Here is a 16,592-nt window from a genome sequence, read left to right on the forward strand (position 1 = left end):
CGCAGCACCTCGCGCGCCACCGCCGGCAACAATGCGCCGGGCGGTGCCCCCAACTGCCTGAGCGAGTCCGGGCGGCCGCCCTGCACGCCGATACCCGGCACCAGCACCGGTCCGCCGAGATTACTGAGATCGGGTGGTTTGAACACCGTGGCTCCGACGACCACCCCGACCGAACCGGGCTCCCCTGGATTGGCGGACTGGCCTTCGGTCCGGTTGATCACCGCCGCCTGGTCGACAACCAGCTGCGCCACCGTCCGGCCGCCGCCGGTGCTGGCGCGCTGCACGTTCGCGCCCTCCGGGTTCGACGTGGCCGCCAGTACGAACACCCCTCGGTCGTTGGCCGCGGCGGCTTCCAGCAGTGGCCGCAGCGAGCCGAAGCCCAAATAAGGCGACGCGGTGACGGCGTCAGCGGCCAGCGGCGAATCACCCGCCCAAGCCGTGGCGTAGGCCGCCATCGTCGACCCGATGTCACCGCGCTTGGCGTCGGCCAGTACCAGCACGCCCGCCTCGCGCAGTTCGGCCATCGTGCGTTCCAGCACCGCGTACCCGGCGGCGCCGTACATCTCGAAGAACGCGACCTGCGGTTTGACGACGGCGAAACCGGCGTACGCCTCGACGCACTTGTCGCAGAACGCCGCCAGACCGTCGGCCGTCACCGGTAGCTCCCACGCGCGCAGCAGCTCGGGGTGCGGGTCGATGCCCAGGCACAGCGGTCCTCTGCCGGTGATCGCGTCACGCAGCCGGGCGCCGAACCCGGGCATCGCTAATGTCCCCCGTCGCTCAGCGCGGCGTGCAGCTCCTGCAGCGACCGCACCCCGATGTCACCGCGGATGCCGGCTTCAATGCCTTGCACGGCGGCCGACGCCCCCTGCACGGTCGTCACACAGGGGATGTTCATCGACACCGCCGCCGAGCGAATCTCGTAGCCGTCGATGCGGGGGCCGTAATTGCCGTAGGGGGTGTTGATCACCATGTCGACCTCACCGGCGCGGATCGCCTCGACCGCCGACAGCACCGGGCGGTCCGCCCTCGGCTCTTCGAAATGCTTACGAACCACTTCGCACGGAATACCATTGCGGCGCAACATCTCTGCGGTGCCTTCGGTGGCCAGCACCCGAAAGCCCAGGTCGGCGAGGCGCTTGACGGGAAACACCAGTGACCGCTTGTCCCGGTTGGCGACGGACACGAACACGGTGCCGTCGACGGGCAGCGAACCGTAGGCGGCGGTCTGACTTTTGGCGAAGGCGCTGCCGAAGTCGCGGTCGATGCCCATGACCTCGCCGGTGGATTTCATCTCCGGACCCAGCAGCGAGTCGACGCCCGAGCCGTCGGCTCGCCGGAATCGGTTGAACGGCAACACTGCTTCCTTGACCGCGATCGGGGCATACGTCGCGGCGGTGCTGCCATCCCCGACGGGTGCCAGGATTCCCTCCTCGCGAAGCGCCGATATCTTTGCGCCCAACATGATTCGCGCGCACGCCTTGGCCAGCGGTATCGCCGTGGCCTTCGAAACGAAGGGCACCGTGCGACTGGCCCGCGGATTGGCCTCCAGCACATACAGCACATCGTCTTTCAGCGCGAACTGCACATTGAGCAGCCCGACCACGCCAATGCCGTGCGCGATGGCCTCAGTGGCGTGACGAACTTTCTCGATGTCGGTGCGACCCAGCGTGACCGGCGGCAGCGCGCACGCCGAGTCGCCGGAGTGGATGCCGGCTTCCTCGATGTGCTCCATGATCCCGCCGATGTAGACCTCGCTGCCGTCGCACAACGCGTCGACGTCGATTTCGATCGCATCCTCCAGGAAGCGGTCCACCAGCACCGGATGTTCGGGCGACAGTTCGGTGGCGCGGGTGATGTAGCCCCGCAGCGTCACCTCGTCGTAGACGATCTCCATGCCGCGGCCACCGAGCACATAGGACGGCCGGACCAGGACCGGATAGCCGATGTCGGCGGCGATGCGACGGGCCTGGTCGAAGGTCGTCGCCATGCCATAGCGCGGAGCGGGCAGTCCCGCGGCGGTGAGCAAGTCACCGAACGCGCCACGGTCTTCTGCGAGGTCGATGGCCTCCGGCGGGGTCCCGACGATCGGCACTCCGGCGTCGGCCAGTAGTTGTGCCAGCCCGAGCGGGGTCTGACCGCCGAGTTGCACGATGACCCCGGCGACACCAGGGCCGCCTTCTGCGGACTCAGCTTCGGCGAGAAAAACCTCCAAGACGTCCTCGAACGTCAACGGCTCGAAGTAGAGCCGGTCGGCGGTGTCGTAGTCGGTGGACACCGTCTCGGGGTTGCAGTTGACCATCACGGTCTCGAAACCGGCCTGCGACAACGTCGTCGCCGCGTGTACACAGCTGTAGTCGAACTCGATGCCCTGACCGATGCGGTTCGGCCCGGACCCCAAGATCAGCACTTTGGGCTTCTCGGTCTGCGGGGCCACCTCTGTCTCGGCGGCCGGGTCGAGCTCGTAGCTGCTGTAGTGGTAGGGCGTTTTGGCGTCGAACTCTGCGGCGCAGGTATCCACCGTTTTGTACACCGGGTGGATGCCGAGCCGCCTGCGCAGCGACCGGACACCGTCCTCACCGGCCAATTCCGGTCGCAACGCCGCGATCTGGCCGTCAGACAGCCCGCTGTGCTTGGCACGCCGGAGCAGGTCGCCGTCGAGCACCGCGGCGTCCACCAGTTCGGCGCGCAGTTCGGTCAGTTCGCTGATCTGCGCGACGAACCACGGGTCGACGCCGGAGGCCTCCGACACCTCGTCCACGGAAGCTCCCAGCCGCAGCGCCAGCTCGATGTCGTAGAGCCGGCCTTCGGACGGGGTGCGCAGGCGCTCGAGGGCGGCGTCCGCGTCTCCGGGGGTGTCCGGTTTCGTCCAGAATCCGGCGCGGCTGGTTTCCAGCGATCGCATCACCTTGCCGAGAGCCTCGACGAAGTTGCGGCCCAACGACATTGCTTCGCCGACGGACTTCATCGTGGTGGTCAGGGTCGGGTCGGCGCCGGGAAACTTCTCGAAGGCGAACCGCGGCGCCTTGACCACGACGTAGTCCAGGGTGGGTTCAAAGCAGGCCGGGGTCTCCTTGGTGATGTCGTTGACAATCTCGTCGAGGGTGTAGCCGATCGCCAGTTTCGCGGCGATCTTGGCGATCGGGAAACCGGTGGCTTTCGACGCCAGTGCGCTCGACCGCGAGACCCGCGGGTTCATCTCGACGACGATCAGCCGGCCGTCGCTGGGGTCGACCGCGAACTGGATGTTGCAGCCGCCGGTGTCCACGCCGACTTCACGCAGGATGGCGATCGCCAGGTCGCGCATCCGTTGGTATTCGCGGTCGGTCAGCGTCATGGCCGGCGCGACGGTGACCGAGTCGCCGGTGTGCACACCCATCGGGTCGACGTTCTCGATCGAGCAGACGACCACCACGTTGTCGTGACCGTCGCGCATCAGCTCGAGCTCGAATTCCTTCCAGCCGAAGATGGATTCCTCGATCAGCACATTGGCGCTCGGCGAGGCGGCCAGCCCGGCGCCCGCTATCCGGTCGACCTCCTCGGCGGTGTGCGCCATGCCCGAGCCCAGCCCGCCCATGGTGAACGAGGGCCGAACGACGACGGGCAGGCCTAACTCCGCGACCGTTTCGCGCACCTCGTCCATGGTGAAACAGACTCGGCTGCGGGCGGATTCACCGCCGACCTTGGCAACGATGTCTTTGAACCGCTGCCGGTCTTCGCCGCGCTGAATGGCGTCGAAGTCGGCGCCGATGAGTTCGACGCCGTAGCGCTCGAGGGCTCCGTTCTCATACAGCGCGACCGCGGTGTTCAACGCGGTCTGCCCCCCCAGGGTGGCCAGCAGCGCGTCGATCTTGTTGCCCCGCTGCGCTTGCTGGGCGATCACCCGCTCGACAAATGCCGCGGTGATCGGCTCGACATAGGTGTGATCGGCGTACTCCGGGTCGGTCATGATGGTGGCCGGGTTGGAGTTGACCAGGCTGACCTGCAGCCCTTCGGCTTTGAGCACCCGGCACGCCTGGGTGCCGGAGTAGTCGAACTCGGAGGCCTGCCCGATGACGATCGGCCCGGAGCCGATCACCAGGACGTGGCGCAAGTCGGTGCGGCGCGGCAACTACCGCCCCCCTTCGGTCCGGGCGCGACGGTGCGCAGTTGTACGCGGTCTACGGCGTGTCGGCGTGCAAACACGCGCGCTCGCGTGGGAGGTGGGGGTGCTCGCGGGGGAAGAGGGAGTCACTGCTCGCCTGCCATCAGGTCGAGGAATTGGTCGAACAGATACTCGGCGTCGTGCGGGCCGCCGGCGGCCTCCGGGTGGTACTGCACTGAGAATGCCTTACCGTCAACGAGTTTGACGCCTTCGACAACGCCGTCGTTGGCGCAGGTGTGGCTGACGACGGCCGGCCCGAACGGCGTGTCGAACCGCTGGCCGGCCTCACCTTCCAGCGCGAACCCGTGGTTCTGGGCGGTGACCGCGACTCGTCCGGTCGCGTGGTCGATGACCGGGACGTTGATGCCGCGATGCCCGAACACCATCTTGTACGTGCACAGACCCAGCGCGCGTCCCAGGATCTGGTTGCCGAAGCAGATGCCGAACAACGGGATCCCGGCGCCCAGCACGTCGCGGGTCACCGCCACGATGTGATCGGCCGTGGCGGGGTCGCCCGGACCGTTGGACAGGAAGACACCGTCCGGGTTGAGTTCAGCGATCTGCTCGAACGTCGCCGACGACGGCAGCACATGGCTGCGGACTCCGCGCCGGGCGAAGTTGCGCGGCGTGTTGGTCTTGATGCCCAGATCGATCGCGGCCACAGTGAATCGTTGCGGCCCGTCCGGTTCGACGAGATAGCCGCCCGGGGTGGTCACCTCGCCGGCCAGATCGGCGCCCAGCATGGGCTCCTGGTCCCGGACTCTGGCCACCAGGTCGTCCGGCTCGGCAAGCGCGACACCGGAGAACACCCCGGCTCTCATCGAACCGCGGCTGCGCAGATGACGCACTACAGCGCGGGTATCGATGCCGGCGATCCCGACGATGTGCTGGCGCGCCAACTCGTCTGCCAGCGTGCCGGTGGCCCGCCAGTTCGAGGCCCGCGGCGAGGGGTCGCGCACCGCATACCCGGCGACCCAGATCTTGTCGCCGCGACTCTCGGCATCCTCACTGTTCCAGCCGGTGTTGCCGATCTGCGGTGCAGTGGCCACCACGATCTGGCGGTGATAGCTCGGGTCGGTCAGCGTCTCTTGATATCCCGACATGCCGGTGGAGAACACCGCTTCACCCAATGCCTGGCCGATCGCCCCGAACGGCTTACCGGTGAAGATCCGGCCGTCCTCGAGGACCAGCAATGCCTTGTCTTGCGCGTGGGTCATGAGCGCCGCTCCTCCTCATCGCTTCGCTCTGCATCGTCACCGGCGCGCACCATTCCGGCCTCCGCCAACCAGTGGTCGTAACTCGCGCGGTCCTCGCCGCGAAATCCGGTGTCGATCTCGGCGCCCGACGGCAGCCGCCACCGAATCACCAGGATGCCATTGTGTGCGCCGGGTTTTCCGAGCATGCCGCGTTCGGTGCGGAGCGCGGTGATCGACTCCTGCGGTATCCAGATGGGGTTGGCCGCGGAACGTTGCACCAGGATCCCCTCGGGATAACGGGTCAGCACCGCCTTGCCGCGGTAGCCCAGATCACCGACGGCGACGCGCTCATGCCGACTCGGCACTAGCGTGCAGCCGACGTATGTGCCCCGGGTCGGCGGAATGATCGCGGCTCCGACCCGCTCGGGCACCGAGGGCAGCGCACCGATCATCGCGGCCTGCCGCTGCGCGCGACGCCGCCAGCCGCGCAACATCAACTGGATCAAGAAAGCGATCAGCAGCGCGAGCACCGCGGCGATGATCAGGGAGGCGACCAGCGTGGCAGAGTTCATCCCGGGCTTTTCCCGTCCCGGGCGGTGACCTTGCCCCGCAGCAGCGTCGCAATCACGGTAGCGGGCAACGTCATCGACTCATATGGCGTGTTGGCGGACCGGCTGACCAGCTCGGACCCGGCAACCGTCCAGTTCGCGTCGGGATCGACGACGGTCAAGTTGGCCGGCTCCCCCACCTCCAACGGGCGGCCCTGGTCGGGCAGCCCGGCGATGCGCGCGGGCTTCTCGCTCATCACCGCGGCCACGTCGCGCCAGGTCAGCAGGCCGGGTTTCACCATGGTGTGCGCCACCACCGACAGGGCGGTCTGCAGCCCCAGCATGCCGGGCCGCGCCGCAGCGAACTCGACGCATTTCTCGTGCTCGGCGTGCGGGGCGTGGTCGGTGGCCACGCAGTCGATGACACCTTCGGCCAAGGCTTGCCGCAGCGCGACGGCGTCGGCGGCCTCCCGCAGTGGCGGGTTGACGCGATTCACCCCGTCATAGCTCACCAGCCTGCTGTCGTCGAGCAACAGGTGATGTGGGGTCACTTCGGCGGTGATCGAAATGCCCTGTGCTTTAGCCCATTTCAGGATCTCTACGGTGCCGGCGGTGGAAGCGTGGCAGATGTGGACGCGGGCACCGGCGTCGCGGGCGAGCAGGGCATCGCGCGCGACGATCGACTCCTCGGCGGCCCGCGGCCAGCCGGCCAACCCCAGCCTGGCGGCGTTGGGTCCCTCGTGGGCGACGGCGCCGACCGTCAACCTGGGTTCCTCGGCGTGTTGGGCAATCAGCACGCCGAGCCCGGTGGCGTACTCGAGGGCACGACGCATCACCAGCGGGTCGTGGACGCAGTTGCCGTCGTCGGAGAACATTCGCACCCGCGCGGCCCCGGCCGCCATCATCCCCATCTCGGTCAGCTCTGTTCCGCTGAGCCCGACGGTGACGGCACCCACCGGGTGCACGTCGACCAGCCCGACCCGCTGACCGCGGTGCCAGACGTGATCGGTGACCACTGGGCTGTCCGCGACCGGGGTGGTGTTGGGCATGGCGAACACCGCGGTGTAGCCGCCGAGCGCCGCTGCGGCCGAACCGGTTTCGATGTCCTCAGCGTATTCCCGGCCGGGCTCGCGCAAATGGGTGTGCAGGTCGACCAGGCCGGGCAACAGCACGTGTCCGTCGGCGTCGATCACCTCTATGTCTTTTTCGAGGCCCTTTCGGGCCTCTGCCAACCGCGGACCGATGTCGGCGATCTGACCATCGTCGACTAGCACGTCGAGACGCTCGCCCTCGCCGTAGCACCGCACCCCGCGGATCAGCACGCTCACGCCACACCTGCCTTTTCGCCGGCGCCCGTTCCGAGAAGCACATGAAACAGCACCGCCATCCGGACATGCACGCCGTTGGAAACCTGCTGCAGCACCGCCGATTGCGGCGAGTCGGCGACCGACGAGGAGATCTCCATGCCGCGCAGCATGGGTCCGGGATGCAGCACCACGGCATGACCGGGCAGCATGGCCTGCCGCCGGCCGGAAAGGCCGTAAAGCACCGAATATTCGCGCGCCGACGGGAAGAAACCGCCGGTCATCCGCTCGGCCTGCACCCTCAGCATCAGCACCGCGTCGGCGGCGGGCAGTTCGGCGTCGAAGTCGTGCGAGACGGTCACCGGCCAGCCGGTGACGCCGACGGGCAACAGTGTCGGGGGCGCCACCAGCACCACCTCGGCACCCAGGGTGTTCAGCAGCATGACGTTCGAGCGGGCGACCCGGCTGTGCAGGATGTCGCCAACGATCACGATGCGCCGGCCGTCGATGCCGCCCAGCCGTTGCCGGATGGTCAACGCATCCAGCAACGCCTGCGTCGGGTGCTCGTGGGTGCCGTCACCGGCGTTGATCACCACCGGGCCGGTTCCGCCGGCATGGTCAGGAGAAGTCCAGTCGGCCAAGCGGTGCGCCGCACCCGATGCCGGGTGCCGGATGATCAGCGCATCGGCCCCGGCAGCCCGCAGCGTCAGCGCCGTGTCGCGCAACGACTCCCCCTTGCCCACCGAGGATCCCGTCGCGCTGACATTGATCACGTCGGCGCTCATCCACTTGCCCGCCACCTCGAATGACACCCGGGTGCGGGTGGAGTTCTCGTAGAACATCGTGACGATGGTGCGGCCCCGCAGCGTGGGCAGCTTGCGGACCTCGCGGCCCACCAACGCCTGAGCGAACCGGTCGGCGTCGTCAAGGATCGCGGTGGCGTCCTCGCGGCTGAGGTCGCCTGCGGCCAGCAGGTGGCGGGTCATCGCGAGATCACCACCGCGTCGCGGCCATCCTGCTCGGTAAGCAGCACATGCACGCTCTCGCCGCGAGACGTGGGGACGTTCTTGCCGACATAGTCCGCGCGCAGCGGCAACTCACGGTGGCCGCGGTCGACGAGCACCGCCAACTGCACAATGCGCGGCCGGCCCACGTCGCGCAGTGCGTCGAGAGCCGAGCGCACCGAGCGGCCGGAGTACAGCACGTCGTCGATGAGGATCACCAGCGCGTCGTCGATACCGCCGGCCGGAATTGAGGTGTCCGCCAACGGTCGCGGCGGCTGCAGCATCAGGTCGTCGCGGTACAGCGTGATGTCCAGGGCGCCGTGCGCCACCTCGACACCGGAGAACTCGGCGATGTTGGCCGCCAGCCGCTTGGCCAGCGTCACTCCACGGGTCGGTATGCCCAGCAGCACGACCGGGCCGGCGTCTTCGCCGTCGAGGGCGGTCTTTTCGATGATCTGGTGCGCGATTCGGGAAATGGTGCGACTCACGTCGGCCGCCGACATCAATTCCCTAGATTCGCTGCCTAAGCTGGTGTCGCCCGCAGCACCCATGCGAGATCCTGACCTCCTTCTCCGCCTCACGGGACGGATCGTTAAAGGATGTCGACTGCTCGGCAGCCTAGCACTCGTGCGCCCGGTCGGCGGTGCGGGGCGCGCAAGCACAATTGTCTCAGCGATCAGGAGAAAAACCGGATCCTGCTGTGCCCGGGTGACCGTGCCGGCTTGACCGGACCGCCGTACCCTCGACCGGATGAATCTCGACGGTAACCAGGCGTCGATCCGGGACGCCTGCGACGCCGGTTTGCTGGCCGGGGCAGTGACGCTGGCGTGGCGGCACGGAGAGGTGCTGCAGGTCAACGAGATCGGCTACCGCGACCTCGACGCAGGCGTTCCGATGAGCCGCGACACCGTGTTTCGCATCGCGTCGATGACCAAGCCGCTGACCGTCGCCGCGGCGATGAGCCTGGTCGACGAGGGAAAGCTGGCCTTGACCGACCCGATCGTGCGCTGGTTGCCGGAGTTCGCCGATATGCAGGTGCTCGAGAGTCGGCGCGCTCCGGTGCAGCGCACCCAGCCGTTGCAGCGGGCCATCCTGGTCGAAGACCTGCTGATCCATACCAGCGGACTGGCCTACGCGTTCAGCGTCGACGGGCCGATCTCACGGGCGTACTACCGGCTGCCGTTCGGCCAGGGTCCCGACGCCTGGCTGGCGGCGCTGGCCGGGATACCGCTGGTGCACCAGCCGGGTGATCGGGTGACCTACAGTCACGCCATCGACGTGCTCGGCGTGCTGGTCTCCCGAATCGATGACAAGCCGTTCCACCAAGTGCTCGACGAGCGGATCCTGCAGCCGCTGGGCATGTCTGACACCGGCTTTCACCTCTCGCCCGAAGCACGGCGGCGCGCGGCGACCATGTACCGCCTGGACGACGACGACCGACTGCGACACGACGTGCTGGGACCGCCCCGGATCACCCCGCCGTCGTTCTGCAATGCCGGCGGCGGACTGTGGTCGACCGCCGACGACTACCTGCGCTTCATCGAGATGCTGTTGCGCGGCGGGACGCTGGACGGCGTGCCGGTGCTGTCCGCCGAGTCGGTGCGCCTGATGCGCACCGACCGGCTCACCGACGAGCACAAGCGTCACCACTTCCTGGGGGCGCCGTTCTGGGTCGGCCGCGGATTCGGCTTGAACCTCTCGGTGGTCACCGACCCGGCGAGATCAGCGCCGCTCTTCGGGCCCGGCGGAGTGGGCACGTTCAGCTGGCCCGGCGCGTACGGCACCTGGTGGCAGGCCGATCCGACCGCGAATCTGATCCTGCTTTACCTGGTGCAGAACTTCCCCACCTTCTCCAGCGACGCCGCCGCCGCGGTCGCGGGCAATACGTCGCGCGCAAGGCTGCAAGCGGCGCAACCGAGGTTCGTGCGTCGCACCTACCGCGCGCTGGGGTTGTAGCGAACGGCCGAACTGGCGCGTGACCTCAGCGGAACTGCGTTAAAGGTCGGCATGCGCGATTCGGGTGGATCGGCTTTGGTTCCCGCCGGCGTGCTTGGCGTCGTACATGACCGTGTCGGCGAGGTGCACCAGGTCATCGATGAGTTCACGCTCGGCGGGTTTGAACCTGGCGCCCAGCGGCGCGCTGACGATGCCGACGCTGGCCGTAACGGGGAAGCGGATCGCGGCGATGGCTGCGCGCAACTTCTCGGCGATGTGGTGCAGGTCGTCGGTGGGGTAGGTGTCGGCGACGACGAATTCTTCACCGCCGAGGCGGGCGATCGTGGACGTGGCCGGGCAGGCCAGGCGAAGGGCGCCGCCCACCGCGACCAGAGCTTTGTCCCCGGCGGAATGGCCGTGAGTGTCGTTGATGCGCTTGAAATTATCCAAATCGATCAACGCCACGCCCAGATAACTTGGCCCTTGCCGGCGGCGCAGCAGTAATGCGTATGTCGACTGATAAAACGTCCGGCGAGTTAATAGACCCGTGAGCGCGTCGCGGCTCGAACTTCTCAAGTCGCTGCCCAACGCATAGACCAGCCATTGCACCGCAAATGAAAACGCCGCATTCAGCACCAGGACCAGCAGAAGCGCGCAGCCCGCCACCACGGTGTCGTAGTAACGGATGAGGCGCGCCGCGAGCGCCGCAGCGGTGGTCATGGCGATCGCGAAGTTGATCACCATGTCCCGGGGGGTGTGAAAGAACGCGATGTAGCCGCCGAGCACGGCAAACGCGCTACAACCCAGCAATCCCGCGAGTGGGTCGCCTTGCAGTAGGCACGCCGACGCGATGCAGACGCTTCCGACAAGAGAGAAGAACAGGGATCGGCCGCGGCTGGGCCAGCGGATCAACCACGAAAGTGCAACGCACACGCCGAAGCCACTGCAAACCGGTGCCACCATGACCGCGGCCGGGTAGTGCGGCAAGGTCGGTCTGAGCAAGACCACAGCCGGAACCACGGCAATCGAGGCGATCACGGCGGCGATCACCGCCCGCCATATCAGCCGCAGACCTCGGATGTTCAGGTAAAGAGTGAGCCAGTCAAAGTGATCGCTCTGATGCCACCACCGCCCCACCGCGTTCACATGCCCACTCTCTCGCATCCCCGTTGATAGCGGCGGGCAACCTCAGCGCCTGGCAGATCTCGACCGTCTGATCGACGCACTGTAGACGACGTCAATGGTCGTCGTCGGGAGAGTGGCTCCGGCTACTGGCCGGCGGGCGCATCGGCGCCCGGCACAGTCAACGTCACGGAGCCCGGCGCTGCGCTGAAGCCGCCACCGCTGAGGTCGTGCGGCGCGATGGCGGGATCGGGCAGCTTGGCCGGTTCGGGCAGCTTGGCCGGTTCGGGCAGCTCACCAGCCGGGCTGAGGCTCTCCGTACCAGGATCCGGCACCACCGCGGGAGCCGGGAGCAGGCCGTCCGGCACGCCCAGCAGGCCGATGAGGTCGTGCAAATCGAGGTCGCTGTGCGCTGTTCCGGCAGGCTGCACCGCGGGCACCTGAACGTCGGGCAACTGCGGCCCGGTCGGCATGAGGGCGACGACACTCGCGGCACCCGTCATCGCAACACCGGCGATGACGTAAGGGCGAATGGCGAACCGCATGTCCGCTCCGTTCCTAATGCCAACCTCGACGGTTTCGAGCTAGTTCGTTAAGAATAGCTGAGAGGCCGCTTAGAAACAACCATTTGCGTCCGATTCGCCTGCGCGCCACCTGGCGGAAGCTCAGCCGACGATGGCCGGTGCCACCTCTGGCGCACCCGCTGCGGTTACCGCCTCCCGCGCCTTGGCGATTCGCGCCAGCGCGGCCTCGGTGAAGACCGACAAGCCGAGCTCGTGGTTGTAGCCGTGAATCTCCTTCACGTCGAGCTCGGCGAGGAAGTAGAGGATCCCTTTGGAGATCGCCTGCCCGGGCACCAGCACTGGGAAGCCCGGTGGGTACGGGACGACGAACGTGGTGGACACCAACGTCTTTCCCTCGGCGAGTCGCCGCCCCGCGGCCCCGAGCAGCACGTGCTCACGGTCTGACTCGTCATAACCGGCGTAGAACGCCGAACGCATGTCACCGAACGAGCAGACACGTTCGGGCCGGAACGCTTCGTCGAATTCACTGAAGTCAGGCAGCGGCGGCAGGTCCTCGGTGATCTCCACGATCCGGCGCTCCTGCAGGGCACGGTCGGCGATGCTGGCTGCGTCCCGGTCGCGGTCGAAATCGGCGGCCACCCGGCGCAACACGTCAAGCAGGTAGTGCACGCTCGACCAGGTGACGCCGATGGTGAAGATCAGCAGCACGCTGTTGATCGAAGTCTTGTTGATCTGGATGCCGAAGCGGTCCATCAGGATCTTCTCGCGAAAGTCGTAGCCGTTGAGCCCGGTTTTGCCGAGGAACAAGGTGACCCGCGTCGGGTCGAGCACGAACTGATCCGAGCGCCAGGCCTCGTTCCATTCGGCCAGGGCGCCCTGCCTGACCTGCCGGTAAGAGCTGACGGCAGAAGCCCGGAAGTCGTCGGGCACCAGATCGGATTCGTCGAGGATGCGAAACCACTTGCTGATCTGCCGGTCTTTGCGGACGCGGTGGCGGAAGACCAGTGCCATGTCATAAACGCTGCGGACGAGCTGGAATCCCTCGATGTCGACTTGCCTGCGCGCCAGGTCCAACGACGCCAGCAGCTGCTGGTTCGGCGATGTCGAGGTGTGGGTCAGAAACGCCTCACCGAACGCGTCGCGGGTGAGCGCCCTGAAGTCCTGATCCCGCACGTGGATCATCGACGCCTGCCGCAGCGCCGACAGCGACTTGTGCGTGGAGTGGGTGGCATAGACCCGGACGCGCGCCCGCTTGGGATCGGGAAGCAGCCGGTGGTTCACCCACTCGGCGCGGTCGACACCTTCCATCGACGAACGCCACTGCCGATATTCCTCGGCGTAGGCGCGCGACGCCAGCATGGATTCGAGATGGCCCGCGGAGACCATCGCGGTGCGCTGCCGCACCCACGGCACCGCGGTGGCGAACGCATACCACGCCTCGTCCCAGAGGAAGCAGATGTCCGGCTTGATCGCCAGCACCTCCTCCATGACCCGGCGCGGGTTGTAGACGACACCGTCGAACGTGCAGTTGGTGAGCGACAACATGCGCACCCGGTGCAGTTGCCCGGCCGCTTCGAGGTCCAGCAGCGCCTCTTTGATCGTGTGCAGCGACACGGCGCCGTAGATCGCGTACGGCTGCAACGGGTAAGCGTCCAGGTACAGCGGGTAAGCCCCGGCCAGGACCAGGCCGTAGTGGTGCGACTTGTGGCAGTTGCGGTCGATCAGAACGATGTCGCCGGGGCGGGTCAGGGCCTGCACGACGATCTTGTTGGCCGTCGACGTTCCGTTGGTGACGAAGTAGGTCTGGTTGGCAGACCAGGTGACGGCGGCCTTGTCCATGGCTTTCTTGATGTTGCCGTGCGGGTCGAGCAGCGAGTCCAGGCCGCCGGAGGTGGTCGACGTCTCGGCCATGAAGATGTTGCGCCCGTAGAACTCACCCATGTCGTGCAGCGACTTGGAATTGAAGATGCTGGCCCCGCGTGCAATCGGCAGTGCGTGGAACTGGCCGACCGGTGACGCGGCGTAGGCCCGCAGCGCATCGAAAAAGGGGGTGGCGTAGCGGTTTCGGATACCGGCGAGCACCGTGCTGTGCAAGTCGGTGACATCGTTGAGCCGGTAGAAGGTGCGGTCGTAGAGGTCGGGCTTGTCCTCGGTCTCCGCGGCGATCGACTCGTCGGTGAGCAGGTAGAGGTCGATGTGCGGGCGCAGTTCCCGGATCCATTCGCCGCATTCGATCCAGTTTTCGGTGCAGTCGGTGAGGGCGTCATCGTTGTAACCCAGCAGCGTCGTCATCAGCGGTACCCGGTCGTGCGACCGCAGCGGCAGGTCGTGGCGGATGATTGCCGCCTGGATCTCGCCGTTCAGCGCGACGGCGGTGATGGCGTCCTCGACGCTGCTGACCACCAGGAATTCCACCTGCACACCGTCTGCCGGGTCCTGCAGCGCGCGCAGCTGTTCGGCCAGGCTGTCCGGAGCCGTCACGGGGGAATCGTCGGCGAGCAGGACGGTGTAGAACTGCTGATGTTTGGCCCGCGCCACCAGTTCCTGGTCGGCCAGTGACGCCGATGTGTCGAAAAGGGCTGCGCGGTCGCCGTATTCGGACAGCAGCCGGGCGGCCAGGCACACCGCGTTGGTCAGCCCGACCGTCGCACCGGCGCCGAGGTTTTGACTGAACTTCGCCAGGTTGGCCGGGCCGGGGTACAGCCAGTAGCGCTCGTAGGCGCCGAGCCGGCTGAGCAGCCGCCGCACCCGGGCGGTCTCGTGGCGGGTGTCCAGGCCGCCGCGGTCCACTTCGGCCAGCTCACGGCAGGCGTCATCCAGCAGGTTCCAGGTGTCGATCCGCGAGTACGACGGGTTGGCCGCCGCGGCCAACGCAGAGACGTGAAGCCGTCGGGCTTGCTCGCCATGTCGGTGCATTTGGTCAGTGTGTTCCCTTGTCGGTTACCGCGAGGTCATTTCGTCGACGTTACCGGTGTCCGCCTTGGGCGCATGAGCCACAAGGGTTTCAGCGTAGAACTGGGGACGTGCTCAGCTCTCGATCTCGCGGTCGCTGTCGCCCCCGCGCCGGCCACCGCGGGTGACCTCCATCCAGCGCCGCACCGGAAGGTCCCATCGCCGTGCCGGCAGGTCGGCGACGTCGCTGAGCGAGCGAACCACGGCCTGGGTCAGACCCATGATCGCGGCCATCACCGGCAGCAGCGGCTGGAAGGGTTTGGCCGCCGAACGGACGGTGCTGATCCGGCGGGCCATGACGTAGCGCTCGATCGCGTGATACAGCCAGGCGCCGACACCCAACGCATAGATTGCCAGCGCCGCGGCGCCGAATGCCAGTCCGTAAGCCGCACACACGACGGCGCCCAGCACGACCGTCGCCGCCAGCACGGAGGCGACGACGACCCGCAGCTCCAGCCGGGTCACGGCGAAGTCTCCTGCCCGCGCACCGCGCGCGCAGCCGCTCGGATCTGCGGCGTCAACAGCATCACCTGGCCCAGCACGCCGTTGACGAACCCAGGCGAATCGTCGGTGGACAACTCCTTTGCCAGCTCCACCGCCTCGTCCACCGCAACCGGCTCCGGAACATCGTCGGCATGCAACAACTCCCACACCGCGACCCGCAAGACGGCCCGGTCCACTGCGGGCAGCCGTTCCAGCGTCCAGCCCTGCAGGTGCGCGGCGATCAGGTCGTCGATATGCGCACTGTGCTCGCTGACTCCGCGCACCACCGTCACGGTGTAGGGGTGCAGCGGCGCCACATCGGCTTTCGCATCGGCGAGTGCCGCACGGGCGTCGGCCACCTCGGCCGGGGTCAGGCCGCGGGCCTCGGCTTCGAACAGCAGGTCGACGGCACGTTTGCGGGCCTGGTGCCGCCCCTTGACCGGTCGCATGGTCAGGCGTTCACGCGCCCCAGATAGTTGCCGTCGCGGGTGTCCACCTTCAGCTTGTCTCCGGTGTTGACGAACAGCGGCACGTTGATCTGAGCGCCGGTCTCCAGCGTGGCCGGCTTGGTGCCCGCGCTCGACCGGTCGCCCTGCAAACCGGGGTCGGTGTGCGTCACCTCCAGCTCGACGCTCACCGGCAGCTCGATGTAGAGCGGCGCGCCGTTGTGGAAAGCAACCTGTACCGGCATGCCCTCCAGCAGGAACCGGGCCGAGTCGCCGACCAACGACTCCGGCAGCGGGTGCTGCTCGTAGTCCTGGCTGTCCATGAACACGAAGTCGGAGCCGTCGCGGTACAGATAGGTGGTGTCGCGCCGATCGACGGTGGCGGTGTCCACCTTCACCCCGGCGTTGTAGGTTCTGTCGACGACTTTGCCGGACAACACGTTCTTCAGTTTGGTGCGCACGAACGCCGGGCCTTTGCCCGGTTTGACATGCTGAAACTCCACAATCGTCCATAGCTGGCCGTCGATCGCCAGCACGAGCCCGTTCTTGAAATCGGCAGTCGTCGCCACGGTTGGTGAATCTCCTAGACGATGGTCAGTTCCTTGGGGAACCGGGTCAGCAATTCCGGGGCCTGCCCGGGCTTCTCCGACGTCTCTAGCGTTTTGGAGGGCACGGACAACGTGTCCTCGATGCGGACGCCGCCGCGCTCAGGCAGATAAACCCCGGGCTCCACGGTCACCACGGAGCCCGCCCGTAGTGTACCGGCGGCCGATGCGTTGATTCCCGGCGCTTCATGGATCTGCAGACCCACGCCGTGGCCCAGGCCGTGACTGAAGTTGTCGCCGTAGCCGGCGCCGGCGATCAGCTGCCGCGCTGCGCCGTCCACGTCGCGCAGGCTCGCTCCGGGATGCAGCGCGGCCCGCCCGGCCTGTTG

The 16,592-nt window shown here is 67.3% G+C and carries 15 protein-coding genes; 1 reads left to right on the forward strand and 14 read right to left on the reverse strand.

The annotated features are described in order from the left end of the window. From pyrF to pyrR, 7 genes are all read right to left on the reverse strand, one after another. On the reverse strand, positions 1-761 hold a 761-nt coding region (gene pyrF, locus WA317_RS07390), incomplete at its 3' end, for an orotidine-5'-phosphate decarboxylase (RefSeq protein ID WP_425172413.1). A 2-nt stretch (positions 762-763) separates the two neighbouring features. Then, complete coding sequence (gene carB, locus WA317_RS07395) at positions 764-4,111, reverse strand: carbamoyl-phosphate synthase large subunit (RefSeq protein WP_425172414.1); 3,348 nt, start codon at positions 4,109-4,111, stop codon at positions 764-766. Positions 4,112-4,230: 119 nt separating this feature from the next. After that, positions 4,231-5,361, reverse strand: coding sequence for a glutamine-hydrolyzing carbamoyl-phosphate synthase small subunit (gene carA, locus WA317_RS07400; protein ID WP_425172415.1), 1,131 nt, complete (start codon positions 5,359-5,361; stop codon positions 4,231-4,233). Beyond that, the gene (locus tag WA317_RS07405) at positions 5,358-5,912 is read right to left on the reverse strand and encodes a transporter (RefSeq protein ID WP_425172416.1); all 555 of its coding nucleotides are present in this window, start codon (positions 5,910-5,912) and stop codon (positions 5,358-5,360) included. Before WA317_RS07405 ends, carA begins: the two co-directional genes overlap by 4 nt. Beyond that, a complete protein-coding gene (locus WA317_RS07410; RefSeq protein WP_425172417.1) occupies positions 5,909-7,216 on the reverse strand; it encodes a dihydroorotase in 1,308 nt (435 codons plus the stop codon). The genes WA317_RS07405 and WA317_RS07410 overlap by 4 nt, the downstream gene beginning before the upstream one ends. Continuing rightward, complete coding sequence (locus WA317_RS07415) at positions 7,213-8,178, reverse strand: aspartate carbamoyltransferase catalytic subunit (RefSeq protein ID WP_425172418.1); 966 nt, start codon at positions 8,176-8,178, stop codon at positions 7,213-7,215. Before WA317_RS07415 ends, WA317_RS07410 begins: the two co-directional genes overlap by 4 nt. Further along, the gene (gene pyrR, locus WA317_RS07420) at positions 8,175-8,747 is read right to left on the reverse strand and encodes a bifunctional pyr operon transcriptional regulator/uracil phosphoribosyltransferase PyrR (RefSeq protein ID WP_425172419.1); all 573 of its coding nucleotides are present in this window, start codon (positions 8,745-8,747) and stop codon (positions 8,175-8,177) included. The genes WA317_RS07415 and pyrR overlap by 4 nt, the downstream gene beginning before the upstream one ends. A gap of 199 nt (positions 8,748-8,946) precedes the next feature. On the opposite strand from pyrR, the gene WA317_RS07425 reads away from it, so the two are divergent. Continuing rightward, on the forward strand, positions 8,947-10,152 hold the full coding sequence (locus WA317_RS07425) for a serine hydrolase domain-containing protein (protein ID WP_425172420.1): 1,206 nt from the start codon (positions 8,947-8,949) through the stop codon (positions 10,150-10,152). Positions 10,153-10,191: 39 nt separating this feature from the next. Here WA317_RS07425 and WA317_RS07430 read toward each other — a convergent pair whose 3' ends face one another. From WA317_RS07430 to WA317_RS07460, 7 genes are all read right to left on the reverse strand, one after another. After that, the gene (locus tag WA317_RS07430) at positions 10,192-11,277 is read right to left on the reverse strand and encodes a GGDEF domain-containing protein (RefSeq protein WP_425172421.1); all 1,086 of its coding nucleotides are present in this window, start codon (positions 11,275-11,277) and stop codon (positions 10,192-10,194) included. 122 nt (positions 11,278-11,399) lie between these two features. After that, positions 11,400-11,798 (reverse strand): hypothetical protein, encoded by a 399-nt coding sequence (locus tag WA317_RS07435; protein WP_425172422.1) that lies wholly within the window; start codon positions 11,796-11,798, stop codon positions 11,400-11,402. Between the two features lie 120 nt (positions 11,799-11,918). Then, positions 11,919-14,693, reverse strand: a complete 2,775-nt coding sequence (locus tag WA317_RS07440) for an aminotransferase class I/II-fold pyridoxal phosphate-dependent enzyme (RefSeq protein WP_425172423.1) — start codon at positions 14,691-14,693, stop codon at positions 11,919-11,921. A gap of 111 nt (positions 14,694-14,804) precedes the next feature. Further along, positions 14,805-15,194, reverse strand: a complete 390-nt coding sequence (locus tag WA317_RS07445; protein ID WP_425172424.1) for an antitermination protein NusB — start codon at positions 15,192-15,194, stop codon at positions 14,805-14,807. Next, complete coding sequence (nusB, locus tag WA317_RS07450) at positions 15,191-15,661, reverse strand: transcription antitermination factor NusB (RefSeq protein WP_425172425.1); 471 nt, start codon at positions 15,659-15,661, stop codon at positions 15,191-15,193. Before nusB ends, WA317_RS07445 begins: the two co-directional genes overlap by 4 nt. A gap of 2 nt (positions 15,662-15,663) precedes the next feature. After that, complete coding sequence (gene efp / locus WA317_RS07455; protein WP_425172426.1) at positions 15,664-16,227, reverse strand: elongation factor P; 564 nt, start codon at positions 16,225-16,227, stop codon at positions 15,664-15,666. Between the two features lie 14 nt (positions 16,228-16,241). After that, positions 16,242-16,592, reverse strand: a 351-nt coding sequence (locus WA317_RS07460; protein ID WP_425172427.1) for a M24 family metallopeptidase, incomplete at its 5' end; no start/stop codon positions are given.

This window comes from Mycobacterium sp. (assembly GCF_049802695.1).
In the GTDB taxonomy this organism is placed as follows: Bacteria; Actinomycetota; Actinomycetes; order Mycobacteriales; family Mycobacteriaceae; genus Mycobacterium.

Excerpts from the sequence above, each read along its gene's own strand:
- WA317_RS07405 (WP_425172416.1), bottom strand. The coding sequence starts at position 5,912 with ATGAACTCTGCCACGCTGGTCGCCTCCCTGATCATCGCCGCGGTGCTC.
- carA (WP_425172415.1), bottom strand. The coding sequence starts at position 5,361 with ATGACCCACGCGCAAGACAAGGCATTGCTGGTCCTCGAGGACGGCCGG.
- WA317_RS07415 (WP_425172418.1), bottom strand. The coding sequence starts at position 8,178 with ATGACCCGCCACCTGCTGGCCGCAGGCGACCTCAGCCGCGAGGACGCC.
- WA317_RS07435 (WP_425172422.1), bottom strand. The coding sequence starts at position 11,798 with ATGCGGTTCGCCATTCGCCCTTACGTCATCGCCGGTGTTGCGATGACG.
- WA317_RS07425 (WP_425172420.1), top strand. The coding sequence starts at position 8,947 with ATGAATCTCGACGGTAACCAGGCGTCGATCCGGGACGCCTGCGACGCC.
- pyrR (WP_425172419.1), bottom strand. The coding sequence starts at position 8,747 with ATGGGTGCTGCGGGCGACACCAGCTTAGGCAGCGAATCTAGGGAATTG.
- nusB (WP_425172425.1), bottom strand. The coding sequence starts at position 15,661 with ATGCGACCGGTCAAGGGGCGGCACCAGGCCCGCAAACGTGCCGTCGAC.
- WA317_RS07440 (WP_425172423.1), bottom strand. The coding sequence starts at position 14,693 with ATGCACCGACATGGCGAGCAAGCCCGACGGCTTCACGTCTCTGCGTTG.